Source organism: Breznakia sp. PFB1-19, from assembly GCF_029893935.1.
In the GTDB taxonomy this organism is placed as follows: Bacteria; Bacillota_I; Bacilli_A; order Erysipelotrichales; family Erysipelotrichaceae; genus Breznakia; species Breznakia blatticola.
Genome location: NZ_JARXXJ010000017.1, coordinates 1 through 26,662, shown reverse-complemented (window position 1 = coordinate 26,662; position 26,662 = coordinate 1). Strand labels below are relative to the sequence as shown.

At 34.9% G+C, this 26,662-nt stretch carries 22 protein-coding genes; 18 read left to right on the top strand and 4 right to left on the bottom strand.

Features of this window, described 5'->3' with window-relative positions:
- Positions 1-21 precede the first annotated feature (21 nt).
- Complete coding sequence (locus M2098_RS08510; protein WP_280683598.1) at positions 22-855, bottom strand: hypothetical protein; 834 nt, start codon at positions 853-855, stop codon at positions 22-24.
- A gap of 133 nt (positions 856-988) precedes the next feature.
- Between M2098_RS08510 and M2098_RS08505 the strand changes: the two genes are divergently transcribed.
- From M2098_RS08505 to M2098_RS08470, 8 genes are all read left to right on the top strand, one after another.
- Positions 989-2,167, top strand: a complete 1,179-nt coding sequence (locus tag M2098_RS08505) for a phosphoglycerate kinase (RefSeq protein ID WP_134169834.1) — start codon at positions 989-991, stop codon at positions 2,165-2,167.
- Between the two features lie 9 nt (positions 2,168-2,176).
- Positions 2,177-2,923, top strand: a complete 747-nt coding sequence (gene tpiA, locus M2098_RS08500) for a triose-phosphate isomerase (RefSeq protein WP_280683595.1) — start codon at positions 2,177-2,179, stop codon at positions 2,921-2,923.
- A 113-nt stretch (positions 2,924-3,036) separates the two neighbouring features.
- Positions 3,037-3,927: an ABC transporter ATP-binding protein gene (locus tag M2098_RS08495; RefSeq protein ID WP_280683593.1), complete on the top strand. Its 891-nt coding sequence runs from the start codon at positions 3,037-3,039 to the stop codon at positions 3,925-3,927.
- Positions 3,914-5,161 (top strand): ABC transporter permease subunit, encoded by a 1,248-nt coding sequence (locus M2098_RS08490; protein WP_280683591.1) that lies wholly within the window; start codon positions 3,914-3,916, stop codon positions 5,159-5,161. Before M2098_RS08495 ends, M2098_RS08490 begins: the two co-directional genes overlap by 14 nt.
- Positions 5,158-6,639, top strand: coding sequence for an ABC transporter permease subunit (locus M2098_RS08485; protein WP_280683589.1), 1,482 nt, complete (start codon positions 5,158-5,160; stop codon positions 6,637-6,639). The genes M2098_RS08490 and M2098_RS08485 overlap by 4 nt, the downstream gene beginning before the upstream one ends.
- 138 nt (positions 6,640-6,777) lie before the next feature.
- Complete coding sequence (locus tag M2098_RS08480) at positions 6,778-7,785, top strand: Fic family protein (RefSeq protein ID WP_280683587.1); 1,008 nt, start codon at positions 6,778-6,780, stop codon at positions 7,783-7,785.
- A gap of 163 nt (positions 7,786-7,948) precedes the next feature.
- A complete protein-coding gene (locus M2098_RS08475; RefSeq protein ID WP_280683585.1) occupies positions 7,949-8,983 on the top strand; it encodes a helix-turn-helix transcriptional regulator in 1,035 nt (344 codons plus the stop codon).
- 76 nt (positions 8,984-9,059) lie between these two features.
- Positions 9,060-9,482, top strand: coding sequence for an SseB family protein (locus tag M2098_RS08470; RefSeq protein ID WP_280683583.1), 423 nt, complete (start codon positions 9,060-9,062; stop codon positions 9,480-9,482).
- Between the two features lie 75 nt (positions 9,483-9,557).
- Here the strand turns inward: M2098_RS08470 and M2098_RS08465 are convergent, their stop codons facing one another.
- The 3 genes from M2098_RS08465 to M2098_RS08455 all read right to left on the bottom strand — a co-directional run bounded on the left by M2098_RS08465 (position 9,558) and on the right by M2098_RS08455 (position 14,581).
- On the bottom strand, positions 9,558-10,964 hold the full coding sequence (locus M2098_RS08465) for a C69 family dipeptidase (RefSeq protein ID WP_280683581.1): 1,407 nt from the start codon (positions 10,962-10,964) through the stop codon (positions 9,558-9,560).
- Between the two features lie 105 nt (positions 10,965-11,069).
- A complete protein-coding gene (locus M2098_RS08460) occupies positions 11,070-13,073 on the bottom strand; it encodes a S9 family peptidase (RefSeq protein WP_280683579.1) in 2,004 nt (667 codons plus the stop codon).
- 14 nt (positions 13,074-13,087) lie between these two features.
- Positions 13,088-14,581 carry a carboxypeptidase M32 gene (locus M2098_RS08455; RefSeq protein WP_280683577.1) on the bottom strand — a complete coding sequence of 498 codons (1,494 nt, stop codon included), beginning with the start codon at positions 14,579-14,581 and terminating at the stop codon, positions 13,088-13,090.
- A gap of 187 nt (positions 14,582-14,768) precedes the next feature.
- Here M2098_RS08455 and M2098_RS08450 point away from each other — a divergent pair, with 187 nt between their 5' ends.
- The 10 genes from M2098_RS08450 to rnr all read left to right on the top strand — a co-directional run bounded on the left by M2098_RS08450 (position 14,769) and on the right by rnr (position 26,566).
- Positions 14,769-16,493 (top strand): ABC transporter substrate-binding protein, encoded by a 1,725-nt coding sequence (locus M2098_RS08450; RefSeq protein WP_280683575.1) that lies wholly within the window; start codon positions 14,769-14,771, stop codon positions 16,491-16,493.
- A gap of 113 nt (positions 16,494-16,606) precedes the next feature.
- A complete protein-coding gene (locus M2098_RS08445; protein WP_280683573.1) occupies positions 16,607-17,587 on the top strand; it encodes an ABC transporter permease in 981 nt (326 codons plus the stop codon).
- Between the two features lie 10 nt (positions 17,588-17,597).
- Positions 17,598-18,518 (top strand): oligopeptide ABC transporter permease, encoded by a 921-nt coding sequence (gene opp4C, locus M2098_RS08440; RefSeq protein ID WP_280683571.1) that lies wholly within the window; start codon positions 17,598-17,600, stop codon positions 18,516-18,518.
- A 9-nt stretch (positions 18,519-18,527) separates the two neighbouring features.
- On the top strand, positions 18,528-19,541 hold the full coding sequence (locus M2098_RS08435; protein ID WP_134170256.1) for an ABC transporter ATP-binding protein: 1,014 nt from the start codon (positions 18,528-18,530) through the stop codon (positions 19,539-19,541).
- Positions 19,541-20,569, top strand: a complete 1,029-nt coding sequence (locus M2098_RS08430; protein WP_280683568.1) for a dipeptide ABC transporter ATP-binding protein — start codon at positions 19,541-19,543, stop codon at positions 20,567-20,569. The genes M2098_RS08435 and M2098_RS08430 overlap by 1 nt, the downstream gene beginning before the upstream one ends.
- The gene (locus tag M2098_RS08425) at positions 20,550-20,738 is read left to right on the top strand and encodes a hypothetical protein (protein WP_280683566.1); all 189 of its coding nucleotides are present in this window, start codon (positions 20,550-20,552) and stop codon (positions 20,736-20,738) included. Before M2098_RS08430 ends, M2098_RS08425 begins: the two co-directional genes overlap by 20 nt.
- Positions 20,739-20,831: 93 nt before the next feature.
- Entirely contained in the window at positions 20,832-22,526 is a 1,695-nt protein-coding gene (locus M2098_RS08420) for a M3 family oligoendopeptidase (RefSeq protein ID WP_280683564.1), read from the top strand.
- Between the two features lie 199 nt (positions 22,527-22,725).
- Entirely contained in the window at positions 22,726-24,039 is a 1,314-nt protein-coding gene (eno, locus tag M2098_RS08415) for a phosphopyruvate hydratase (RefSeq protein ID WP_134170248.1), read from the top strand.
- Between the two features lie 139 nt (positions 24,040-24,178).
- Complete coding sequence (gene secG / locus M2098_RS08410; protein WP_134170231.1) at positions 24,179-24,400, top strand: preprotein translocase subunit SecG; 222 nt, start codon at positions 24,179-24,181, stop codon at positions 24,398-24,400.
- Positions 24,401-24,469: 69 nt separating this feature from the next.
- Entirely contained in the window at positions 24,470-26,566 is a 2,097-nt protein-coding gene (gene rnr / locus M2098_RS08405) for a ribonuclease R (RefSeq protein ID WP_280683562.1), read from the top strand.
- Positions 26,567-26,662: the final 96 nt, after the last annotated feature.

Here is a 26,662-nt window from a genome sequence, read left to right as displayed (position 1 = left end):
TCACACTGCCTCTTTGTCTATCTATTGGTTAATTTTACTGATTTCTACATCAAGAACTTCCACTTGGAAGTTTGAATATAAATCATCGTAGTATTCCACATGTTTTAGTTGATCATGGTGATCCACAATGAATACTGCTTTGACAAGGTTTTCAATTTCGTAAATATACGTACCTGTATATCTTGCAAAATTACGTAATTTAAAGTCGGATAGCAACTCGAAACCTTTGAGTTGTTTTTCTCTAGCAAGACGCAATTGTGTATACACGGGTTCATTTGTGATGAGATAAAACTTCACATCTGGATATTTTTCGAGTAGAACTTCTAAGCGTTTGGCATCTTTGATCATTGCATTATCTTCAAGTGAAGGTAGTGTAATGTATACTTTTGGTTCACGAATATCATGTAAATCAAGCACTTCTTCCAGCGGATTCATAATTTCAATACTTGGAAATACAAAACCTGTTTCTAAAGGTTCCAGATTTCGAGTGTAAAATACCTCAGTTGTTTTTAGTGTCACATCTTTATGTTGACGTTGTTTGCTTTCCTTTGGTTTTTGCACTGGAGCTTGTTTTTGTGGCTGTGGTTTACGGTTTTGTTTTTGCTGTGGCTTTTGATTTGTATGATTGGATCTACGTTGTTGTGGATTGACATTTGATTTGCTTAATTTCGTTCCATTGCTACGACTATGTTTTGGTTTAGTCTTTACTGGTTGTTCTTGTTTTGTAGGCTGTTGTACCTTTTTTTCAGGTTTAGCAGTACTTGTTTGTTTCTTTTTATCTGTATGATATTTCTTATTTTTATTATAAGATTTTTGATTCTTGTTTGACTTTTGTGTAGTCTCTTTCTTTTCCATGAATACGTCTCCTGTTAATGTTATTATTATACACTAAAATAGACGATGTTTGAAATGTGAATAAATTCGCAAAGCACTTTAATTACAAAAAACAAAGTGATATAATAAACACGTTACGAAATAGGAGGCTATTATGGCAAAAAGAACTGTTAAAGATTTAGATGTAGCTGGAAAGCGCGTCATTTGTCGTTGTGATTTCAACGTTCCTAGAAAAGATGGAGTAATCACTGATGACAACCGAATTGTACAAGCATTACCTACAATTCAATACCTAATTGATAATAAAGCGAAAGTTATCTTAATGTCTCACTTAGGAAAAATTAAAACTGAAGAAGACAAAGCAAAAAACTCATTAGAAGTTGTTGCTGCTGACTTAGCAAAAAAATTGCCTGGAGTTAATGTTACATTCTGTCCAGTAACTCGTGGTGCAGAATTAGAAGATATGGTTGCTAACTTAAAAGATGGTGACGTATTACTTATGCAAAACACTCGTTACGAAGCAGGAGAAACAAAAAATGATCCTGAATTGTCTAAATACTGGGCAAGCTTAGGAGACTTATTTGTTGAAAACGCATTTGGTTCTGTTCACCGTGCACATGCTTCAACAGTAGGAATCCCTTCAATTTTACCAAACGCATTAGGATTCTTAGTAGAAAAAGAAGTAGATATGCTTGGTAAAGCAGTAGATAACCCAGTTCACCCATTTGTTGCTATCATTGGGGGAGCAAAAGTATCTGATAAAATCATGGTAGTTGAAAACTTACTTAAAAAAGCTGACAAAGTTATTGTTGGTGGAGGTATGGCTTACACATTCCTTAAAGCACAAGGAATTGAAGTTGGTAACTCATTAGTAGAAGAAGATAAAATTGAATTAGCCAAAGAATACTTAGCAAAAGCTGGAGACAAACTTGTATTACCTGTTGACAGTGTATGTGCTGACAAATTTGCTGCTGATGCAAACACACAAGTAATCGAAGGAAATATTCCTGAAGGATGGATGGGACTAGATATTGGACCTAAATCAATCGCATTATTTGAAGAAACACTTAAAGGTGCAAAAACAGTTGTTTGGAATGGACCTATGGGTGTATTCGAAATGGAACCATTTGCTAAAGGAACTTTAGCAGTATGTACAGCAATCTCTGAACTTCCAGGGGCTACTACTGTTATTGGTGGTGGTGATAGTGCTGCTGCTGCAATCCAATTAGGATTTGCTGACAAATTCTCTCACATCTCAACAGGTGGAGGGGCATCATTAGAATACATGGAAGGAAAAGAATTACCTGGTATTGCGGTAATTTCTGATAAATAAGGAGATATCATGGCTAGAAAACCTATTATTGTTGGAAACTGGAAAATGAACAAAACAATCGCGGAAGCAACTGCTTTTATTCAAGCATGTGATGCTAACGCACACGATGGAGCAGACTTTGGAGTTGCTACATCATTCTTAGCTTTAAACGAAGCTAACAAACTTGCAAAAAACTTAATTGTTGCTGCGGAAAACTGTCACTTTGAAGATAATGGTGCATTCACTGGAGAAGTAAGTGTTCCAATGTTAAAAGAAATCGGTATTACGCACTGTATCATCGGACACTCTGAAAGAAGAGAAATGTTCGGAGATACTGATGAAACAGTAAACAAAAAAGCGAAAAAATTAATCGACAACGATATGACACCAATCTTATGTATCGGTGAAACTGAAGCACAATACGATGCTGGAGAAACAGAAAAAGTGATCCGTGAACAATTAACTGGATCATTAGCAAATCTTTGCGCAAACTGTGTATCTAACATGGTTATCGCTTACGAACCAATCTGGGCAATCGGAACTGGTAAATCAGCAACGAAAGAAGATGCACAAAACTGTTGTGCAATCGTACGTGACCAAGTTAAAGTTATGTACGGAGATGAAGCAGCTGAAAAAGTACGTATTCAATACGGTGGATCTGTAAAACCAGAAAACATTGTTGAATACATGGCTTGTCCTGATATTGATGGTGCATTAATTGGTGGAGCTTCTTTAAAAGAAGATTCATTCAATGACATCATGTCAAAAGTAAAATAGTTATATTACTTAGAAACGTCTGGGGTATCCTGGACGTTTTTTTGCGTGTCATTATTTTTTTGTGTATGATTATAGATAAGTAAGTGTGTCAATTTCGAAAAGAGGAAGAATGTATGAATGTATTAGAAGTAAAAGAATTACACAAAAAATATGGGAGTCGTGATATTTTACATGATGTCAACTTCCATGTAGCTCTTCATGAAATTGTAGGGTTTGTTGGTCCAAATGGAACAGGAAAAAGTACGACAATGAAATGTATTGCAGGTTTAACAGAGTTTCATCAAGGACAAATTTTGATTCATGGACATGATATTCAAAAAGATCGAATTGCTGCATTAAGTGAGCAATCTTCATTTATCGAAGGTCCCGCACTATATCCTGAACTGAGTGGAAAAGATAATATTAAATTATTTGCTTCACTTCGTGGCGTGAGTAAAGAACGCGTACAAGAAATGATTGACATGACAAAACTAGGAAAACACATCAATCGAAAGGTTGGTCAATACTCAATGGGGATGAAGCAACGTGTGGCACTTGCAATCGCACTAATGAGTAAACCTAAACTTATTATGTTAGATGAACCAACGAATGGGCTAGATCCTTCAGGCATTTTAGATTTATTAAGTATGGTAAAAGAAATTGCCCAAACAGAAGAGGTTGGCTTTCTTTTTTCATGTCACACACTATCAGATATTGAGAAAATTGCCGATCGTGTCATCTTTATTAAAGATGGATCAATGGTAGATGCATCAACTTATGAGCAATCACAAAAGATTTCATATCAAGTAAAAGTAAGTAAGAAAGCACATGAAGTGTTTACGCAGTTAGGTCTAAATTATCAATATCACGATTTATTTCAAGCATATACAGTGGAGATTAAAGATATAACTCTTGATACTTTATTACGTGCACTTCAAGATGCGCAAATTGAAATACTAGAAATTACGAAGATTGAACAAAGTGTTGAAACGATGTATAAGGATATTTATCATGAAGAGAGCTAATATCTTTGCCTATGAATTTCGTAAGTTTGCGGCAAGTAAACGGATAATTGCACTGTTTTTAGCGATTCTTTGTTTATTTGGTTACAATATGATGCAAGCCAATCAACAGACAAAGGAATATGATCGACAGTTACTGTTAGATTTACGCCCGTATCGAACAAGTGTTGCGAATTTATCTGATTCTGCTATTGCAACAATTATTGATATGGAACAAATGTTCAAAGTAGAAGGAATTGATCCATTATTGTGGCATCAAGATGAAGAGTATGCAAAGGTAAAGGAAACCTATGATAAATATAATGATGCATATTTTGTGTTAGAAGAAGAGTTTCAAATGGTGTTTGTCCCGTTGATGTATGACTATGAACCAACTCGTTACAGTGAAAAAGAACGTTGGGTAGATACTCGTTTAAAAACCAATGCACTGAAACAAGAACTATTTGAAGAAGGTAGTGTAGGTACATTAGATCGCGTCCAAACAGAGTTGAAAGCTCAAGGGTATTTTTATCAATATTTAAAGGATCATCAAATGACAGAATACGATAGTCCAAATGAAATAAATGGTGCAAACTTTTTAGTGAATATGTTTAAAGGATATAGTTTATTTATTATCTTTTGCTTGTTTGCATTTCACATGGTGTATGCTTATACCATCGAAAATGACAATGAAACGTATAAACTATTAATGGGTGCTCCTATATCAAGAACACGATTAGCGATCTCACGTTTTATCTTTCATACCATTTGTATGATTGTGATGATTGCAGTGTGTGCACTTATTGGATTTACAGTTGCATCAATTATTGGTGGACTTGGTAATTTTGGCTATCCGCAGATCATCAATCGTACGGAAATTATTCCGACATCCACATATTTACTTTATGCAATAGGAACATCAGTATTAGCAATTCTTTCGTTTAATGCACTAGTTGCTTGTATTACAACACTCCTTTCGTTTTTCGAAAATGCGATGATCGCAACAGGAATTGTACTTGTGATTTTGGTGTTTATGCGTTTGTTGAATGTTACAGAGCCAATCTTATATTACATTTTCCCATACTTATTCGTGTTTGGTGATATTTTCATTGCACAAATCAATCAAGTTTCGATTTTACTTGTTGTGGCATGTGCATGCATACATATTGCAGTATTCGTCTTTGCAAATATCTGGATGTTAAAACGAAAAGACTTTGGAAATTTCCAAGTATTTGATAAGCGAGGTGCACGTGTATGAAAACGTATTTTTTCTATGAATGCAAACGCATTATAAAAAGTAAGAAGTTCATTATCGCTTTAGTATTTGTGTTACTTGTATACGTATTTACGATTGTCGAGTTAAAAAATGAAGATCAAAAACGCATGATGAATGATGAAATCATGGACATTGTGCAACAACAAACAAATGGAAACATACAAAAAGATGAAAATATAGATGAAGTACTCAGTGATTTATTGATCCAAAAAGAAATGGATTTTTATCTTTTTAAAAATGATATAGGGATTTATGATGAATATGGAGAAATTGTTCAACTAACAAAATCACAAAAAGTCATTAATGATTTTCTAGATGGTGAAATTGAACATATCCAAACAATGATCAAGAATAAAGAAATTGATTATGAAGTGCTCGGTGAAATGAATATGAAGGAATTTATTTTTCAAACACTTTACGAATACCAAAGAATCCCAAAAATGAGTGATATGGATTATTCATATCAAATTGCAGAAGTGAATAAAATCGCTGCTGCGCATGGAATGAAAGATGTTCGACTTGCTTTGGATGACTACAAAGAAGATATTCGTAATGCCAATGCTGGATTTGGATACTATGAAAATAACTTCTATACATTTCAATTTATCCTTCGATATACGGATACATTAAATCGACTGGAAATACGCGATTTAACTCCATACAGTGTCAATAGTTCGACCGTATTATATCAACTTGTATCAAATAGTATTCAAATTGCAGTACCTGTACTTATTATGTTGATGTTCTTTAACTTGTTTGATAAAGATAGAAAACAAGGAACATTAAAATCCATATTGATTCAACCAAAACGAAGAACATTAAGCTATGATGGAAAGATTATTTCGGGATTATCGAGTAGTTTACTTATGGTTTTTATTCCGGTTATATTAATTGCAGGAATACTGTTTGTAAGTGATCATGGAGCATATACATCCTATCCAATGATCATGAGAACTAGAGATACGATGAGTGTCAACGTTGTCACAAATACGAGTGATTTATTAGAGGATTTATACTATTCTGGTGAAATTGATTCAAAAACATTACACTATGGATTAAGTGAGTATTCACCAGAACGTTATGATTATTACAATCAAAAACCAGCATTGAGTTCGGATTTACTACCACTATGGCAATTCAATTTATTATTGGTTGCAGCAGTGATTTGCTATGTAGCATTTACCTATATGTTATTTGTTTTCATCAATACACTTATCAATAATCGGTTGATTGGATGCTTAGTATTTATGGCAATTGTAGTTATTGGACATGTAATATGTCCAATAGGAACACTAGAGAAAATGAATGTCATCAATCCGTTTGCTTATAGTAATCCGATTCATAACTTGCAAGGTACATCATCTTTTGGATGGCCGTATATTTATATCGTTTTGCCAATATATACACTACTTATGTATATTGCAGGAAAACTAATTTATCGATTCAAAAAGTTTTATTAACAGAAAAGTCATCTCAGTGCTGGGATGACTTTTAGATTATACCGGATAGTGATAGATAAAGTGATAGATAAAGTGATAGATAAAGTGATAGATAAATGATAAAATATGATTGATAACTATCGAATGAAAGGATGAATAATGAAACCGAAGTTTACTATTACAAATGGAATGCTGAATTTAATTGTAGATATCACAGAAGAAATAACTCGTCTAGAAATTGTACAAGAGCGAAATCTTCATCTTAGAAAAGAAAATCGCATTCGTTCAATTCAATCTTCTTTGGCAATTGAAAACAATACTCTTACTCTTGAACAAATGACGGATATAATAGCAGGAAAACGTGTTCTTGGTGCACCAAAAGATATTAAGGAAGTTCAAAACGCCTATGAAGCATATGAGTTAGTTTTTAATATGGATCCGTATTTGATTGATGATTTTTTAAAGTCTCATAAATTGATGACTAAAGAACTTATCAAAGAAAGTGGTAAGTTTCGAACTAGTGATGTTGGTGTGTATGACCATGACGGAAATGTAGTACACATTGGAACTCGTCCCCAATTCGTGTATAGTCATATCCAAGATTTGTTTGAATGGGCAAGAATGGATACAATTCCTGATTTGATAAAAAGTTGTGTTATTCATTTTGAGATTGAAATGATTCATCCGTTTGCGGATGGGAATGGGCGTATGGGCCGTTTATGGCAAAATCTGCTATTGTCAAAATGGCATAAAGTCTTTGAATGGATACCAGTAGAAACTATTGTTTATGAAAATCAGCAACGCTACTATAATGTACTTCAGGTAGGGTGTAAAGATTTTGATTCTACGGAATTTATTGAATTTATGCTGGAGATGATTTATAAAACTATATCTACGTTTGAAAACACAGTGACTGAAAAAATGGGAGCTGATATTTTGAGCTTAGACATTTTAGAACAGATGAATGAGAAAGAAATAGAGTTTTTTTACAGTATTAAGTCTTATTTGTTGAAACATGGAAGTATATCAAATACTAAGTCTTCTCTTTTAAGTGGGAGGCCAGCTGTAACAACAAGGCGTTACATACATAAATTGATAGAACTTGGTGTTTTATCACCGGTAGGGGAAAATAAAAATCGTTTATATCAATTAAATTCTGTAAAGTAAGAGCCAATCATATAGTCATCATATAATATCGAGTTGATATTGTAAGCTGTTTTTTTGATACGAAATGTAACTTATAGTTAAGAAATTTGATGTAAAGTTAACAAATAGGAAATTGCGTAATTAAGTACAGATGTGTAAGATAAAAGTAGTAAAGGTGGATATTATGAATATAGGAACAGTTATACGAACGTATCGAAAAGAAAAAAGTCTTACGCAAGAAGAAATGGCAAAACGATTAGGTGTTAGTGCACCTGCGGTTAATAAATGGGAAAATGGACATAGTTTACCAGATATCACACTTTTGGCATCAATCGCTAGACTACTAGAAATTGACATAGATACACTGTTGGACTATAAAGAGGATTTAAGTGATATAGAAATTCGTGATTTACTTCGTACATTGGAAACGATGATGGAAAATGACGAATTAAATGATATTTTCGATTGGATACAAAAGCAATTTCAGACATATCCAAGAAGCGAAAAATTTATCCTTTCTGTTTGTATTATTTTTTACTCGTATCTTTTACAACATGAAGATGTTGATTCATATACTGCTTTCATACTTGAGCACTTAGAAGGATTACTACACAGTACAAACCTAGAGATTGTGCAACAAGCTGCAAATATGTTGTATCAACATGCATATCAAACAGAAAATTACGAAAAGGCAAAAGAATATATATCATACTTTGAATCCAACCCTTTAGAACGCAAGCGAAAAGAAGCCCAGTTATGCGCCAAAACAGGTGAAACTGAAGAAGCATATCGCAAGCTAGAAGAACTTGTATTTCAATCGTATCAAAGCACAAATGCATATGTTCAGGATTTATATATACTTGCTATGGAAGCTAAAGATTATGATCTTGCACAAGTGTATGTGAACAAACAAGTGGAACTTGCTAAAGTGTTTGAAATGGGAACATACTATGAACTATCTTGTCAGTTGGAACTTGCTATCGTGAAAAAGGATGAACAAAAGTGCATCGAAATCATGCAAGGAATGTTGGATAGTGTCACACATATGGATCAATTTACAAAGCAAAAATTATACAAGCATATGAATTTTAAAGAAATTGATGCCAATCATTTATTGAAAGTTAAAGATATGCTGATTGAAAACTTTACAGATATTGATAGTTTTGAATTCTTACAAGAAAATGAAGCGTATCATGACTTATTGAGTGATATAAAATAATAGGATTGCAAAACAAGGTAAAGCTTGAAAGTGGGAATGATTAGAGGATATTAATGTTTATAATAGGAGGAAAATAATGAGCGATAAAGAAGCGATACATAATGAAAAGTTAGTTCAGAGTTTACGAGAATGGAATGATGAAAAAAATAGAGCAAATTTCTATACAGTATTAGGAGATGCTGCAAAGGCAGTGTACTTTATTCCAGTGAAATTGCTTAATCCGGATGGGAGTGATCCTATCGATAGTGATGGACCAATTGATCCAAATGCCAAACTTGTGTACTGTACGATTTCTGACCAAAGTGGAATACGTTTACTAACGGCGTTCACAAGTGTAAAGGAATTAACAAATTGGCAACCTACTGTGCAATACACAACTATTTCCTTTGACCAGTATGTGAATGCGGTCAAAAGTAATGAAGCATATGGTGGATTTGTGATTAATCCTTTTAGTGAAAATTTTCTATTTACTAAAGATCAACTCAATTACTTTTTTTAATAATTTTGACATAGTCAAAAAAAGCACATCACGTGAAATCTACGCGATGTGCTTTTGTGTGTTATTAAGAAGGTTTTAATCGCCTTGTGTATAGCGAAGAATCATGTGTGTAGTTCCTACTTCCATCATTTCTTGAAGTAGTGCATTTGCACGATCATAGGAATCTTCAGATTGCTCGCGATTCACTGTTTCTAAGTATGCTTGAACATCATCCATATTCATTGCTTCTTTATCTGCATCTTGAATGCGTTTGCGATAACTTGCAGTCGCATCAAGTAAATATTTCGTATGACTGTCTTTGTATAAGTCATAATTTGCATCACCTAATAAGGCGAGGTTACAACTTAACCAGTACATATTATTCATATCACAAGTTCCAGTTGTATCCTTGTAGCGGCTTGGTGTTTCACTTACATTACTATAGAAAGGCACAAAACTGTTAAAACTGTTTGGTCCAAATCCTACCCAATGCAATCCAACAAGTTCACTAGGTACATCGTTACGAATTTGTAGTATATGGGCACAGTGGTTTCGATTGATTCCGATTGGGCGGAATAAACGACGATTTGGACTAGCTAAATCGTATGGGTCAAATGGTGTGTCTTCATAATGCGAACTCAGTAAGAATTTGATATCTTCTGGTGTTATCAATTGATCTGCTTTGCGCACAAATGGAATGTCTCCATCTTGTGGGTCTTGTTCAATCTTTGGATTGAAATAGCGTTGTACATACCAAACCCGAGGGTTGTTGTAGTGGTGATCTTTTGTAAGATAACTACCAAAGATTTTACGTAAGTTTAGTGGTCCATTAGGTAATGGATTTAATTTGTAGTCATCAATAAGTTTAGGTAATCCTTTGGAATACATGCAGTCTGGACTATTAAAGTCAAATTGATCAATTCCAAATCGATTACTTGCCACTATGTAGGAATCATCAGGTACGCGAATCGCTGCCCAGTTATGTCCACCGATGGTTTCAATCCACCATATTTCATCGGCATCACTAAAGGCAATACCATTTGGTTCATAGGTTCCATACGTTTCAAGTAGTTTGGCCATACGTAAGATTCCTTCTTTTGCACTATGGATATATGGTAGAACTAGTGTGAAAATATCTTCTTCACCAAAGCCATCTTCAACATATGGGTCAGCTGCCAAGATACGGGCATTGGTAGTAATTGTTTCGGTTGCACTCATTGCAACATTTTTGCTATTGATTCCCGCTTCTCCCCAAATTCCTCTTTCTCTTGTTGCATCGGGCATACATGTATAAGGTAGTGGGTTATCTGGTAAATCAAGTTCTAATTTACTTAAGATAGCTTTGTAGTGTTTTGGTTGATCCTCAGGTTTAACTAAAATAAATTGTTTTGGACCGATTGCTTCATGTCCATCTTCATTACGGGCAATCATAGTTGAACCATCAATACTTGCTTTCTTTCCAACAAGGATGGTTGTACAATCACCTTCATAACGTTTCTTCATTTATAATTCCTCCTTTATTTTATAAATATCCTTAGTTTTATTATATGCCGATGTTTATAAAACAGTTAGTAAGACAAATGAAAAGAGACCTTGCGGTCTCTAGGTTTATAGATGTGCGTTCATCCAATCTGTAATTTCAGATAGACGTTTTATACGGCTTTGGATTTTTCCTGAACGTGATAAGTCATGGTTATCGCCATGGAAGACAACCATTTTACTTTCTACACCAAGAACTTTTAATGCAGTAAATAATTGTTCTGCTTGTTCAAGTGGACAACGGTAATCTTTATCACTGTGAATAATCAAAGTTGGTGTTTTTACATTGCTGATATATTTTAGTGGAGAGTGTTCCCATAGTTTGGCAATTCCCTTATCACTAAAGATATCTCCCTTGTTTTGGTCAGGTGCAAAGTAGAAACCGATATCACTTGTTCCATAGAAACTTACCCAGTTAGAAATACAACGTTGGGTTGCTGCAACTTTGAATCGATCCGTGTGAGTAATAATCCAGTTGGTCATAAACCCACCATAACTTCCGCCAGTTACACCTAAACGATTTGTATCGATGGCAGGATACTTTTTTAGTACCACATCTGTGAAAACCATTAAATCCTCGTAATCAATTGTTCCATATTTACCAAAGATATCCATGAAATCATTTCCACGACCATCACTTCCTCTTGGGTTTGTAAAGAAGACGAAATATCCTTGGTTAGCCCATACTTGCATTTCATGGTAATATACTTTTCCATAGACGGTTTTTGGACCACCATGAATATCTAAAATAGCAGGATATGATTTAGCAGGATCATAATCTTTTGGTAATAAGACATAACCTACCATATCATAATCTTCATTTTTATACGTTACGATTTCAGGTGTAGCAACGTATGCATCATCAAGTGTTGTGTTGATGTGTGTGATTGCTTTTTTATTTTTGTAGATTTCTTGTAGGTTTTGCTCAATAAGTCCAATGTAATAGAAATCTTGACCATCTTCTGTATCAAATGCATCAATACTTCCATCAACATCTAGTACCTCTTCAAAGTGATTGTCTGCTGTTAACTTGTATAAGTTACATGTGCATGTTTCTGTAGAAAGAATATACAGTGTATCGTTCAACATTTTCATGTTGAATCCACCACCATAGCGAACATCACTTCCTACACTGTTTCCAAATGCACGATCTGGATTTGAAAGAAGGGTCATTGTTTCATTAGCATAGCTGAAGAATTTTGCGTTCTCGTTAATTCCGTAAGGTGTTTCCTTATTGGCAAGAACAAGGATGTCATGACTACGATAGAATGCAGTTGCAATACTGTATTCACTTTCCTTCACGAGTTCTTCAACACTTAAGTCTTTAAGGTTTACTTGGCTCAAGCCTTCTTTCATACTTGGTTTTGCAGCGTCTTTGCTTGTAGCGAAGAGTACTTTTTCTTTATCTTTAGAGACATCTAAGATATAGGCATTTTCATATGTATTTGTGATTGCTGTAAGTTTGTTTGTATCGCGTGTATATAGATATAAACGTGATACAGTGTATCCAATATACTCACCACCGTTTTGAACAAATGGGATTTTTGTTAGTTCTTCCCAGTCTTTGTTGGCATTCTTTGCTTTTGCTACTTCTTCTTTTTTGCCATCTTCTAACATAGGTGCATAACGCAAGTCATAACTTACATTTACGATATATGTATTACTATCAATGAATTTAATATCGCTTACTGGAAAAGGTATTTCAAAAGCTTTTGTTGCTTCTCCACCTTTTGTGTGTAATTCATAAAAGCTTGTGAAACTTTCACCGTTTTTTGCGCGTTCTTTATCTTTAGGATCACGCATACTTGCAAATAGAATGGTATCTTTATCCGTGTAGATGAAGTTGCTAACATCTTTGGAATTTGTTAGACGTCTACGTTTGCTATCACCTGTGTGATACAACGTATTGTCTCCAGTTTTGATCGTGATCTCACTAATTTGATAAAGATCGCTTTCGTACACGTTGTCATCAGCGTTCATTACTGTTTCAACATAGATCGCATTTTTATCTTTTACTTTCAATTGACTTAGATGTTTAAAATCTAAGAAATCGCGTAATTCAATCTTTCTCATGTGTCGCTCCTTTTTTATATATTATATAGCTTACTAAATTTCTTGATTAAGTAGTCTGTATAGTAGTGTGCATCAAATGGTTCACCACATACTTCTTGGATAATTTCATCACTTGTTTTGCTTGCACCATATTGGTGAATATTTGTAGCTAACCAATCTTGTACTTTTGTAAAGTTGCCTTGTGCAATTGTTTCTTGTACATCAAAGTCTTTTTCCATTTGGTTGTAGAACTGTGCAGCAAACGCACTACCTAAAGCATATGTAGGGAAGTATCCAAAGTATGCAGCCGACCAGTGCATATCTTGTAAGATACCTTCACTTGCATTGCTTGGACGAACACCTAAATACTCTTCATATTTATCAGCCCATAATACATCAAGGTTATCTAAATCGATATCTTCATTGAAAATCATCTTTTCAAGTTCATAACGAATGAGAATATGTAAAGGGTATGTAAGTTCATCTGCTTCAATACGGATTAAACTAGGATTTGCTTTGTTGATCATTTTCATGAACGCATCAAATGTTACATCTTTTAGATCCTCATTAAATAATGCTTGTAAACTTGGATAATTTAGTTGCCAGAATCCTTTTGCACGTCCTACATGGTTTTCTAGTAAACGTGATTGACTTTCATGCATGGCAAATCCAATAGAACTAAAGAATGTAGTTCTTTCATATGCAGGGTTTACTTGCAATACATATAGTGCATGTCCATATTCATGGATAGTTGATAAGATTGCACTCATTAAGCTGTTTTCATGGTATCGTGTTGTGAATCGTGCATCTTGGCTAGAAAAGAAACTTGTAAATGGATGGATACTTTCGGTAATGTAGATTTTCTTAGGATCCATCGCTAGTGTTTCTTTTAAGATTTCAGTAAATTGTGCTTGCTTCTCACTTGGAAATGATCCAAATAATGGAGCATCATCAATTTGTGTAGTTTCTTTTAACTTTTTAATAAAAGGAACAAGTTCATCTTTGATGGTTTGGAAAAAAGCATCGTATTTCTTGGTGTTCATTCCAATTTGGAATTGATCAAGCATAAAGTCATAAACACTTCCTTCTATATTATAGTATTCGTGTAATTTCTTTGTTTTATTAATAACAGTCACAAGTTCATCTTTAAATAGTGGCCAGTTATCTGTTTCTTTTGCTTCTTCCCAAATGCGTTGGCTTTTTGCAAGTTCTAGTTGATAATCAATGTAAATGTCCTTTGGTATTTTTACTGTATTGTATAAATCGCGTAAACGCAGTTCACATTCTTGTTTTTCTAATGGATCATCTGTTGCATCGCGCAAGTCTTCAATCATCTTTACATTTTGTGCATCTGTAATGTAACTAAAAATCTCTCCTGATAGAATAGAACTCATTTCTCCAAGATATGGTTTTCCATCTTCTGGTGCGCTAGTTGCTAAATCAAAATGAATGGAATTCTGTGCAAGTCCATATGCAGCAACTTTATTTTTGTAAGCTTCATAGTTGTTTCTTAATGTCTCTAAATTCATATGTTATCACCTCTGTAAATACTTTATCATAAATAATTACATAATGTTATAATTTGCAAACATTGAAAAAATTTACATTAATTGATGTAAAAAATGAAACTTATTACGTAATTGTGTTGTATTACTTTCAAAAACATTGTAAAATAGTATCATTCAAGGAATTATATAAAGAGGAGGCTTGAACAAAGTGAAAAAAGTATTAACATTATTATCTTGTTTCGCGATGATGATTACGCTTGTTGCGTGTGGAGGATCATCATCAGAAAGCTCAGACACATTTGTGATGGGAGCAGAGAAATTAACAGGGACATTCTCTCCACTATACTATGCAAGTAGTTACGATGGATACGTTGTAGACTTAGCTTATGATTCATTAATGGATTATGACAAAGATGACGTATTAGTTCCAGAATTAGCTAAAGAAGAACCAACAATTAGCGAAGATGGAAAAACAATTACGTTTAAATTACAAAAAGACATTAAATTCTCTAATGGTGATCCATTAACTGCAGATGACGTTGCATTTACTTTCCAAGTATTAGCAGACCCATCATACGATGGACGTTACTCAGCAAAAGTTCTTTACTTAGAAGGACTTGACGCTTACCGTGGGGTAATGAACCCAGATACTAAAAAATATGAAGGTGGTTCTGGTAAATTAGAAGACTTCACAGGAATTAAAGTTGTTTCTGATACAGAAGTCCAATTTACATTTACTGAAGCACGTTCAGATAACTTATTAACAGTTGCTAAACAAGCAATCGTTAACGCTGAAGACTTTGCTGATTATGCATTCGGTGATGTTAAAGCAGTTAAAGATGCTATGGGTGAACCAAACGGAACTGGACCTTACGTAATGAAATCTTGGGATGCTGCAACAGGTGCTGTATTCGAAAAGAGCGAAAGTTACTGGGGTGAAGGATTCGAAATCGCTAAAGTAATTATTAAACCAGTAGAAATGACAACTGACTGGACAGAATTAAAAAACAAATCAGTAGATATGCTTGCAGGTATGATCGAACCTAAAAAAGTTGGACCTGCTTCTGCAACTGACTTCGTAGAATTCTCTATTTACCCACGTGCAGGTATGGGATATGTTGAAATGAACACTGTTTCAGGTGTAACTAGTGATGTAGCAGTGCGTAAAGCTATGATGTATGGATTTGACCGTCAAGCATTTGTGGATTCTTACTACGAATGTCCAGAATGTGAAGGAATTGATGGTGTAGGTGCTTACGTTCCTCAAATGTATGCAAACCCAGGATCAATCATGGGAGATATCGTACGTGGTACTGAAGAAATCGAAGGATTAGATGGTTTTGCATATGATTTAGATAAAGCAAACCAAGTATTAGATGAAGCTGGATGGGTTCGTGGAGCAGACGGAATCCGTGTGAAAGATGGACAACGTTTAGAAATTAAAGCGTTAACAATGAAAGATCACGATATTCTTTCTAACATTATCCCTATGTGGCAAAAGAACTGGGGAGAAATGGGAGCTGATGTAAAAATCGCAACTGTTGACTTCAACACATTATTAGACAAAGTATACAGTGATGATGCATTGGAAGAATGGAACATCTTCTTCATGGCAACATCATGGACAACTACTGAAGTTGATGTATTCTCATCTTTCCACTCAAGTGAAGCTAAAAACGGTGGAGATAACCTTTCAAGAATTAACGATCCTGAATTAGATGCATTACTTGATGAAGCTCTTCGTACATTAGATGAAGATGCACAAAAAGAAGTGTACAACAAAATCGCTGTTAAACTTGGAGAACTTTGTGTTAAAGTTCCAGTATATGGAAACACATACTTCGATATGTACAACGGTGAAAAAATTGAAGGATTTAAAACTAACACATTCTACAACTGGACTGCTGCATTAAAAGATGCAAAAATGAAATAAGGTTTAGAATTTAGAAAACGATAAAATGGGGAAAGAATATCTTTCCCTATTTTCCTGTTTTTGTTATAATAAGGAATGCGTATATTTAAAATTGAAACATAAAGGAGGTTATTATGATAAAGTACATATTGAAACGTTTGTTGAATATGATTCCTGTTATATTCATCATTTCAATATTGATTTTTGCGACCGTCCGAAGTATGCCAGGGGATCCTGTTAATGCATATTTAGGTATGGGGTCGAAAGTTACGCCTGAACAAAAAGAAGTAATTCGCGAACAGTTAGGGTTAAATGGTAGTATGCCCGAACAATACATTCGTTGGGCAGGACGTTTAGTACAAGGTGACTTAGGTGAGTCAATTAAATACAAAAAACCAGTTACTGAATTAATTGGTGAATACATTTGGAATACATTCTTATTAAATGTAATTTCACTTATTTTAGCAGTTTTGATTTCTATTCCTATTGGAATCAAACAGGCAACAAAGAAATACTCCAAATTTGATAACTTTTGGACCGTATTCTCTTTATTTGGAATATCAGTACCAACCTTTTTCTTTGGGTTAGTTCTCGTATTCTTCTTATCGTTGCAACTTGGATTATTACCAATGAACGGTATGCGTGATCCAATTCAAGCAGCCTTTGGATATCCAAATATTTTTGCAAATATAGCCGATGTTGCAAGTCACATGGTAATTCCAGTGATTGTACTTGCGTTTGGTAGTTTTTCATCGTTGTCGAGATATGTTCGTAATGCGATGATTGATGTAATTAATCAAGATTACATTCGTACAGCACGTGCGAAAGGATTGAAAGAAAAAGTCGTGATTTACCGTCATGCCTTTAAGAATGCCCTCATTCCTTTAGTTACTTTACTTGGTTCATACATTCCTTCACTATTCAGTGGGGCAATGATTTTGGAAACTGTTTTCTTGTGGCCAGGTTTAGGATGGATTTTAATTGAAGCTATTAACTCACGTGACTTAAGTGTTACAACAGCTGTGTTATTATTCTCTGCTGTATTGATGTTATTAGGTAACTTATTATCTGATGTATTATATTCTGTGGTCGATCCACGAATCAAAACGGAGTAAAGGGGGACATATGAGTAAAGATCAAGTTATTGAACCAAATGTGGTTGTAAGAGAAGAAGATCAAGAAGTCCTTGGACCGTGGCGAATCGCGTGGAACAAATTTAAGAAAAACAAAATTGCGATGGCAGGACTTATTTTATTTGTGATTATTGTACTTGCGGTTATTTTTGGACCGATTATTATGGGACAAAGCGTTAACGATTTCGATTTCGCTGCTAAAGGGCAAGGACCAAGTTTATCACACTTATTAGGAACAGATGAACAAGGACGTGATGTTCTATTCCGTTTGTTGCTAGGGGGACGTATTTCAATCTTAGTAGGGGTTGTATCAGCTGTAATTACTGTATTATTAGGGGTAATTATTGGTGGAGCAGCAGGATACTATGGTGGTCTAATTGACAACTTATTGATGCGTTTTACTGAAATTATTTATTCACTACCATTTACACCAATGATCATTGCCTTAGGAGCTACGATGATGTGGGTAGAAGGTAATATTAAAATGATTGTTGTTTCATTCTTGATTGGGTTATTATCATGGCCAACGCTTGCGCGTTTGGTACGTGGGCAAATCTTATCACTTCGTGAACAAGAATTTATGCAAGCTTGTGAATCATTAGGGTTAAGCGATTTCTCAAAAATCTTTAAACACTTGATTCCAAACGTACTATCAATTGTAATTGTAAATGCTACATTATCGATGGCAAGTGCAATCTTAACAGAAGCTGGACTATCATTCTTAGGGATGGGAGTTACAGAACCAACACCGACATGGGGAAACTTAATGCAACTTGCACGTGATATTTCACGTTTCCAAAACATGCCTTGGACATGGATGCCAGCAGGTGTTATGTGTTTCTTAACGGTTATTTCCATTAACCTAGTTGGAGAGGGTCTACGTGACGCGCTTGATCCTAAAGATGTACGATAGAGGTGTATGATGGCAGAATTAGTTAGAAACAAGAAATTATTAGATGTTAGAGATCTAAAAGTATATTTCTACACAGAAAAAGGAGTTTCAAAGGCAGTTGATGGAAACAACTTCCGTATGTATGAAAACGAAACACTAGCAATCGTTGGTGAATCTGGATGTGGAAAAAGTGTAACTGCAATGTCTATTCTTGGTTTAGTTGATGAACCAGGGAAAATTGTAGATGGAAGTATTGTCGAATACGAAGGAAAAAACATGGTAGGAATGTCTGATGAAGAAATTCGTGACATTCGTGGAAATGAAATTTCAATGATTTTCCAAGAACCAATGACTTCACTGAACCCAGTATTTAAAATTGGGGATCAAATTATGGAAGCTGTATTGCTTCACGAAGATGTAACAAAAGAAGAAGCTAAGGCACGTGCTGTTGAAATGCTAACACTTGTTGGTATTGCACGTCCTGAAAAAGTTGTAACGGACTATCCTCACCAACTGTCTGGGGGAATGCGTCAACGTGTAATGATCGCGATGGCTCTTGCATGTAACCCAAAACTGTTGATTGCTGATGAGCCAACAACGGCATTAGATGTTACAATCCAAGCACAAATTCTTTCATTGATGAATGATTTGAAAAAGAAACTTGGAACTTCAATTATGTTAATTACGCATGACCTTGGGGTTGTTGCGCAAATGGCAGATAACGTTAACGTTATGTATGCAGGGAAAGTAGTGGAAACAGCTCCAGTTAAGGAATTGTTTGCAAACCCTAAACACCCATATACAAAAGGGTTAATGGCAAGTATGCCTTCACTTAATACAGAAGGAGGTCGTTTAGCAACGATCGAAGGTTCTGTACCAAACTCTTTATATTTACCAAAAGGATGTTACTTCGCAGACCGTTGTCCAAATGTAATGGATAAATGTCGTGAATCACAACCTCCAACATGTAAAATCAAATCACGTCACCATGTAAGTTGTTTCTTATATGAAGATGTTGATTTAAATAAGAAGGAGGGGAAATAATGAGCGAACAAGTTAAAGATGTTCAAGTTGGACCAAATGGCAAAAAAGTCATTTTGGAAGTTAAGAACTTAACAAAACATTTCCCTGTTGGAAAAGGACGTTTCAATAAACAATTCGTAAAAGCGGTTGATGGTGTAAGCTTCAGACTGTACGAAGGTGAAACGTTAGGACTTGTAGGTGAATCAGGATGTGGGAAATCTACGCTAGGTCGTGCGATTATCCGTCTTCATGAACCAACAAGTGGAGAAGTTATTTTCAAAGGTGAAAATGTACTGGCAAAATCAAGAAAAGAAATGCGTAAACTTCGTGAAGATATGCAATTTATTTTCCAAGATCCATATTCTTCATTAAACCCAAGAATGAATATTTACAATATTCTTAGTGAACCTTTAGTAGCTCACGGATACTTTAAACGTGGAAATGAACTAAAAGAACACGTTCTTGAACTAATGAAAAAATGTGGGCTTCCACCTTACTACTGTTATCGTTACCCTCACCAATTTTCTGGTGGACAACGTCAACGTATTGGGATTGCACGTTCATTAGCACTTGATCCAACATTCATTATTTGTGATGAACCAGTTAGTGCGCTTGACGTATCGATTCAATCACAAATCTTGAACTTAATGATGGATTTACAAGAAGAACAAAAGATTTCTTATATCTTTATTTCACATGACTTGAGTGTTGTAAAACACATCAGTGATCGTGTTGGAGTTATGTACTTAGGAAGTATTGTGGAAATTGCTGATAAAGATCAAATCTTCAACAATCCACAACACCCATACACAATGTCATTAATGGCAGCGATTCCTAAGCCAGATCCAAATGAACATTTGGAAATGTCGATGATTAAAGGGGAAATTCCAAGTAACGTAAACTTGCCAAGTGGATGTAAATTCCATCCTCGTTGTCCATTTGCAAAAGATATTTGTAAGCAAACTGATCCAGCGGAAAAAGAAGTCGCTCCAGATCACTTTGTAAAATGTCATTTCGCAGGTGAATTTAATGTCAAAACCGAAGATTAGAGACATCTTAAAAAAGAAAGATATTCAAGAAGGAAAGCAAGCCAACCTTGAAAAAGGTGACTTTCTAGCCATCTTGATTGCAGCAGCAAGTGTCATCATTCCTGTTGTCTTAGCTGTTATATTCTTTTTCTTTATTATCATTCAATTATTTTTATGGATGTTTGGATAGACTACAGTTCGCTGTAGTCTTTTTTCAATTCTTTTGCAAGTTTGTATAAATCAACTATAAAATTGAGTATAATGGAACATAGAGGTGAAATGTATGAAATTTAAGGATTACAAATATGAACGTACGAATTTTGATACGTTAAAAAGTGAAATTGACAAACTTGTCGAACAACTAAAACATGCAGATACATATGAGGTATTTAAAACAGCATTTGATAAAGCAGATGAAGTTTTATCTCATGCAGAAAGTATGTATTCATTAATGCATGTTCGTCATACCATTGACACAACTGATGCATTTTATGATGCAGAAAACACATTTTGGGATGAGCATATTCCAATTTTAATGGGGATTAGCTCTAAGATTAGTAAAATTGTATTAGATAGTCCATTTCGTTCAGAACTAGAAAAAGATGTTCCGATGACCTATTTTTGGAAAGCAGAGAATGCATTAAAGTCATATGATGAAAAAGTTGTAGGTGACCTACAAGAAGAAAATCGTTTAGTTAGTGAATATGAGAAACTAATTGCAAAAGCACAAATTGAATTTGAAGGTGAAACATATACACTTGCAAGCTTAGGTGGAAAGATGGATGATCCAGATGTTGCAACACGTGAAGGTGCGCATAAAGCATACTGGGGCTACATGGAAGAACACGAGAGTGAAATTGATGATATCTATGATCGATTGGTGAAAGTTCGTACAAAGATTGCCAAAGAATTAGGATTCAATAATTTTATTGAACTTGGATATGTACGTATGAATCGTTTTGATTATAATGCGGATGATGTTGCAACGTACCGTAAACAAATTCTTAGCGATGTTGTGCCTGTAGCTACACGTTTATATGATGCACAGAAGAAACGTTTAGGTGTGGATACACTTGCGGTTTACAACAATGGATATGAATTTACAACGGGAAACCCAACACCAAAATATGATAAAGATCAAATGGTGAAAATCGCACAAAATATGTATCATGAATTGAGTGAGCCAACTGGTGAATTCTTTGATTACATGGTAAACAATGAATTACTTGATCTAGTGGCAAAACCTGGAAAACGTGGTGGTGGATACTGTACGTTTATCTCCGATTATGCAAGTCCATTTATCTTTAGTAACTTTAATGGAACTGCTGGAGATGTAGATGTTTTAACTCATGAAGCTGGACATGCATTCCAAGTGTATTCATCTAGAAATATTAAACCTAGTGATTGTATTTGGCCAACGTATGAAAGCGCGGAAATTCATTCAATGAGTATGGAATTCTTTGCATGGCCTTGGATGCCTAAATTCTTTGAAGAAGATGTAGAAAAATACTACTATACACATTTAGGCGGTGCTATAAAATTCTTACCTTATGGAATTACTGTGGATCACTTCCAACATGAAGTATATGCAAATCCAGAAATGACGCCAGCTGAAAGAAAAACGACATGGAGAAAATTGGAAAAACAATATTTACCACATAAAGACTATAGTGATATTCCATTCTTAGACAAAGGAACATGGTGGTTTAGACAAGCGCATATTTTCTCTGATCCATTCTATTATGTAGATTACACATTGGCACAAGTAGTTGCTTTACAATTCTGGCTACGCCTACAAAATAAAGATGCAAATGCATTTGCAGATTACTATGAAATTTGTAAGTTAGGTGGTACTTTACCATTTAGACAAATTGTCGCAAAAGCAAACCTAAAAGACCCATTCTCAGAAGGATGTTTAGCTGATGTAATGGATAAGATTTCACAGTATTACGATACAATTGATGATACAAAACTATAAGCAAGATTCGTCTTGCTTTTTCTTTATAAAATATGTAATTAAACGCATAAATACACGTGTTTTGATGATTTTAGGAAGGAATTGATTTCTTTTTGTGAAAAAAATAACTATTATTTGGAAAATGATTTCATTTACCTTTCCATAAAGAATCCTTTGTGTTACAATAATCACGTGCAAAACACAAGGAGGAATTTACAAAATGCCAATTATTATTGATGTTTTCGCGAGAGAAGTAATCGATTCTCGTGGTAACCCAACTGTAGAAGTTGAATTAACTACACAATCTGGTGCATATGGACGTGCAATGGTACCTTCAGGAGCATCTACAGGAGAAAGAGAAGCTTTAGAACTTCGCGATGGAGACAAAACTCGTTTCGATGGAAAAGGTGTAACAAAAGCCGTTGCTAACGTAAACGATATTATCGCTGAAGCAGTTATCGGATTAGACGTAACTGACCAAGCAATGATCGATAAAACAATGATCGAATTAGATGGAACACCTGACAAATCAAAATTTGGAGCTAACGCTATCCTTGGTGTATCAATGGCTGCTGCAATCGCTGCTGCTGATTACTACGGAATGCCTTTATTCAAATACTTCGGTGGATTCAATGGAAAAACTTTACCAGTTCCAATGATGAACGTAGTAAACGGTGGATCTCACGCAGATTCAACTGTAGACTTCCAAGAATTCATGATTATGCCAGTTGGTGCTAAAGACATCAAAGAAGCATTACGTATGGGAGCTGAAACGTTCCACAAATTACGTGGTGTATTAAAAGCTAAAGGATACAACACAAACGTTGGAGACGAAGGTGGATTCGCACCTAGCTGTAAAGATGGAAACGAAGAACCATTACAATTAATCGTTGCTGCTATTGAAGCTGCTGGATACGTTCCAGGAAAAGACATTTGCATCGCAATGGACGTTGCTGCATCTGAATTCTACAATGCAGAAACTAAAAACTACGATTTAGCTAAATCAGGTCAAGGTACAAGAACTACTGACGAAATGATCGATATGTATGCTGAATGGGTAGAAAAATACCCAATCGTTTCAATCGAAGATGGTTTAGGAGAAAACGACTGGGACGGATGGAAAAAATTAACTGACCGTCTTGGAAACAAAATCCAATTAGTTGGAGATGACTTATTCGTTACAAACCCTAAAATCTTAAAAGAAGGAATCGAAAAAGGAATTGCTAACTCAATCCTAATCAAAGTTAACCAAATTGGTACTTTAACAGAAACTTTCGACGCTATCGAAATGGCTAAGAAAGCTGGATACACTTGTGTAGTTTCTCACCGTTCAGGAGAAACAGAAGATTCAACAATCGCTGATATCGCAGTTGGATTAAACGCTGGACAAATTAAAACTGGTTCTATGTCACGTACAGACCGTATCGCGAAATACAACCAATTATTACGTATTAACGATGAACTTAACGACCGTGGAGAAAACGACATCGCTGTTTACCCAGGAATGGACGCTTTCTACAACATTAAGAAATAATTTACATTCATCAATAGAGACGATCACTTCGGTGGTCGTTTTCTTTATAGGTGGCAAAAATGCGTTTCACAACTTGCCTATTGAAATACGTTAAATTATATGCTAAAATTGTAAGGCATATGAAAGGAGGATGTATAAAATGTTAGATGTATTATTAATGATAGTTTCTGGAGCTATTATCGTCCTTTCGTTATTACAAAGTGGAAAGTCTGATGGAATTAGTGGTGCTTTTACAGGTGGAGATGGTTTGAACCTATTTGCAAATGTGAAAGAACGTGGACCTGAGAAGGTAATAGCCAGAATTACGCTTGTAATGGGTATTATTTTCTTTATGTTAGTTATTGCGATTAGAATCTTCTAGTAGTTATTGCGATTAGAATATAGAAAGACCTATTGGTCTTTTTTTATTTCATAGAAAGGAGGAAAATATATGGAATATATGAACATGATCCTGGATACGGTGCAAAGCCAAAAGTATAAAGGGATGAATGTAGAGGACTTTAAACGTGCTTTCCATGTAGAGAGTAGCGAAGACTTTACAGCTTTACTAAAAGCATTGAATTCACTGGAAAATGAATACATCATCATTACTGATGAAAAAGACCGTTATTTTCCTTTGGAACGACTTGGATATTTTGTAGGTATATTACGAAAGAATCCAAAAGGATTTGGGTTTGTGGAAAATGAAGACACAAGTGTGTATGCAAACCGTTATGAAGTGAAGAATATTATGGATGGAGATGAGGTGTTAGCTCGAATTCATCAAGACAATGAAGGTCGTGTGGAATGTGAAATTATCAAAGTCATTTCACGCAATAAGAACACGTTAGTAGGTGTCATTAAGAAAAAGGATGGTCGGATGTGGTTTTTACCAGATACACCAATGCCTGAACAAAAATTCAAGATTGTGAATAAAGATGCCTTTAAAATGGTCAATGACACAAAAGTACAAGTATTCATTGAAAAGTATGGAAAAACGATGCACATTCGCATTCTACAAATTCTTGGATACAAGTATGATCCAGGAGTGGATATCTTATCGATTTTACTTGAGCATGATATTGAGCCAGTCTTTCCCAAAGCCGTGCTTGATGCAGCCCAACAAATCCCAGAAACAGTTGAAGTTGACCAAATAGAAGGTCGTGAAGACTTTCGAGATAAGTGTATTATTACCATTGATGGGGAAGATGCAAAAGATTTAGATGATGCAATCCACATCAAAAAGAAAGGTCGTAATTATGAACTACAAGTGCATATTGCCGATGTATCGCATTATGTAACAGAAGGTTCACTTGTCGATAAAGAAGCATATAAACGTTCAACAAGTGTATATGTTGTAGACCGTGTTGTGCCAATGTTGCCTCAACTATTAAGTAATGGGGTATGTAGTTTGCAAGAGAAAGTGGATCGATTAACGATGAGCTGTGTGATGGAAATCAACCTAGTAGGTGAAGTTGTTGATTATCGTATCGTACCGAGTGTAATTAAAAGTAGTCATCGAATGACGTATACTGATGTAAATAAAATACTTGCAGGTGATCTTAAAGTCACACGCAAGTATAAAGATGTACAAGAGATGATTACATTAGGATTGGAATTATCTAAGATCCTACAAAAGCGTAAAGCAAAACTTGGAGAAATCGATTTTGATAAGAAGGAAAGCAAAATCCTTGTAGATGCAAAAGGAAGAGTCAAAGATATCGTATTACGTGAACGCGGTGATGCAGAACGCATGATTGAAGACTTTATGATTGCCGCAAATGAATGTATTGCCTCGCATACAAAGCATATGCAAATGCCAAGTATGTATCGCGTGCATGAAAATCCAGATCCTAAGAAGATTCGCGAATTTGCTAACTTAAGTAGTGCATTAGGATATCCATTAAAAGCCGACCCACAAAATATCTATCCAAAGCAATTGCAAGATTTATTAGTGCAAGCAAAAGGGAATGAAAATTTTGATGTGTTAAGTACGTATATGCTTCGTAGTATGCAAAAAGCACGTTACGATATGGTCAATTTGGGACACTTTGGTTTGGGATTAAAAGAGTATACACACTTTACGTCTCCGATTCGACGCTATCCGGATTTACTTGTCCACCGAATGCTGAAACGTTACTACTTTAAGGCGACAACTGATCTTAAACAGATCGAAAAAGACGAAGCATTCTTAGATGAAGCAAGTGAACATACATCGAAAATGGAACGTAATGCGATTGAAGCAGAACGTGATGTGGATGATATGAAAAAATGTGAATACATGGAACGTTATATTGGTAAAAAGTTCCATGGTGTGATATCTTCAGTTACGCGTTTTGGATTATTCGTGGAATTGGAAAATACAGTGGAAGGACTTGTACATATTACAAGTTTAGAAGATGATTATTATCACTATGATCAAAATGCAAAAGCATTAGTTGGAGAAACAAGTGGTATAATTTATAAAATGGGACAAAAAGTCTTAATTAAAGTCGAAGATGCTAGCAAGATGCGTAAGCAGATTGACTTTGTGATTGTTAAGAAATAACTAGACAAACTATCATATGTCAAGTAAAGAATGATATTGGCATATAAATAGGTGATTGTCTTAGTTTAGAGGTGAATCCTCTATAAAAACTTCAAT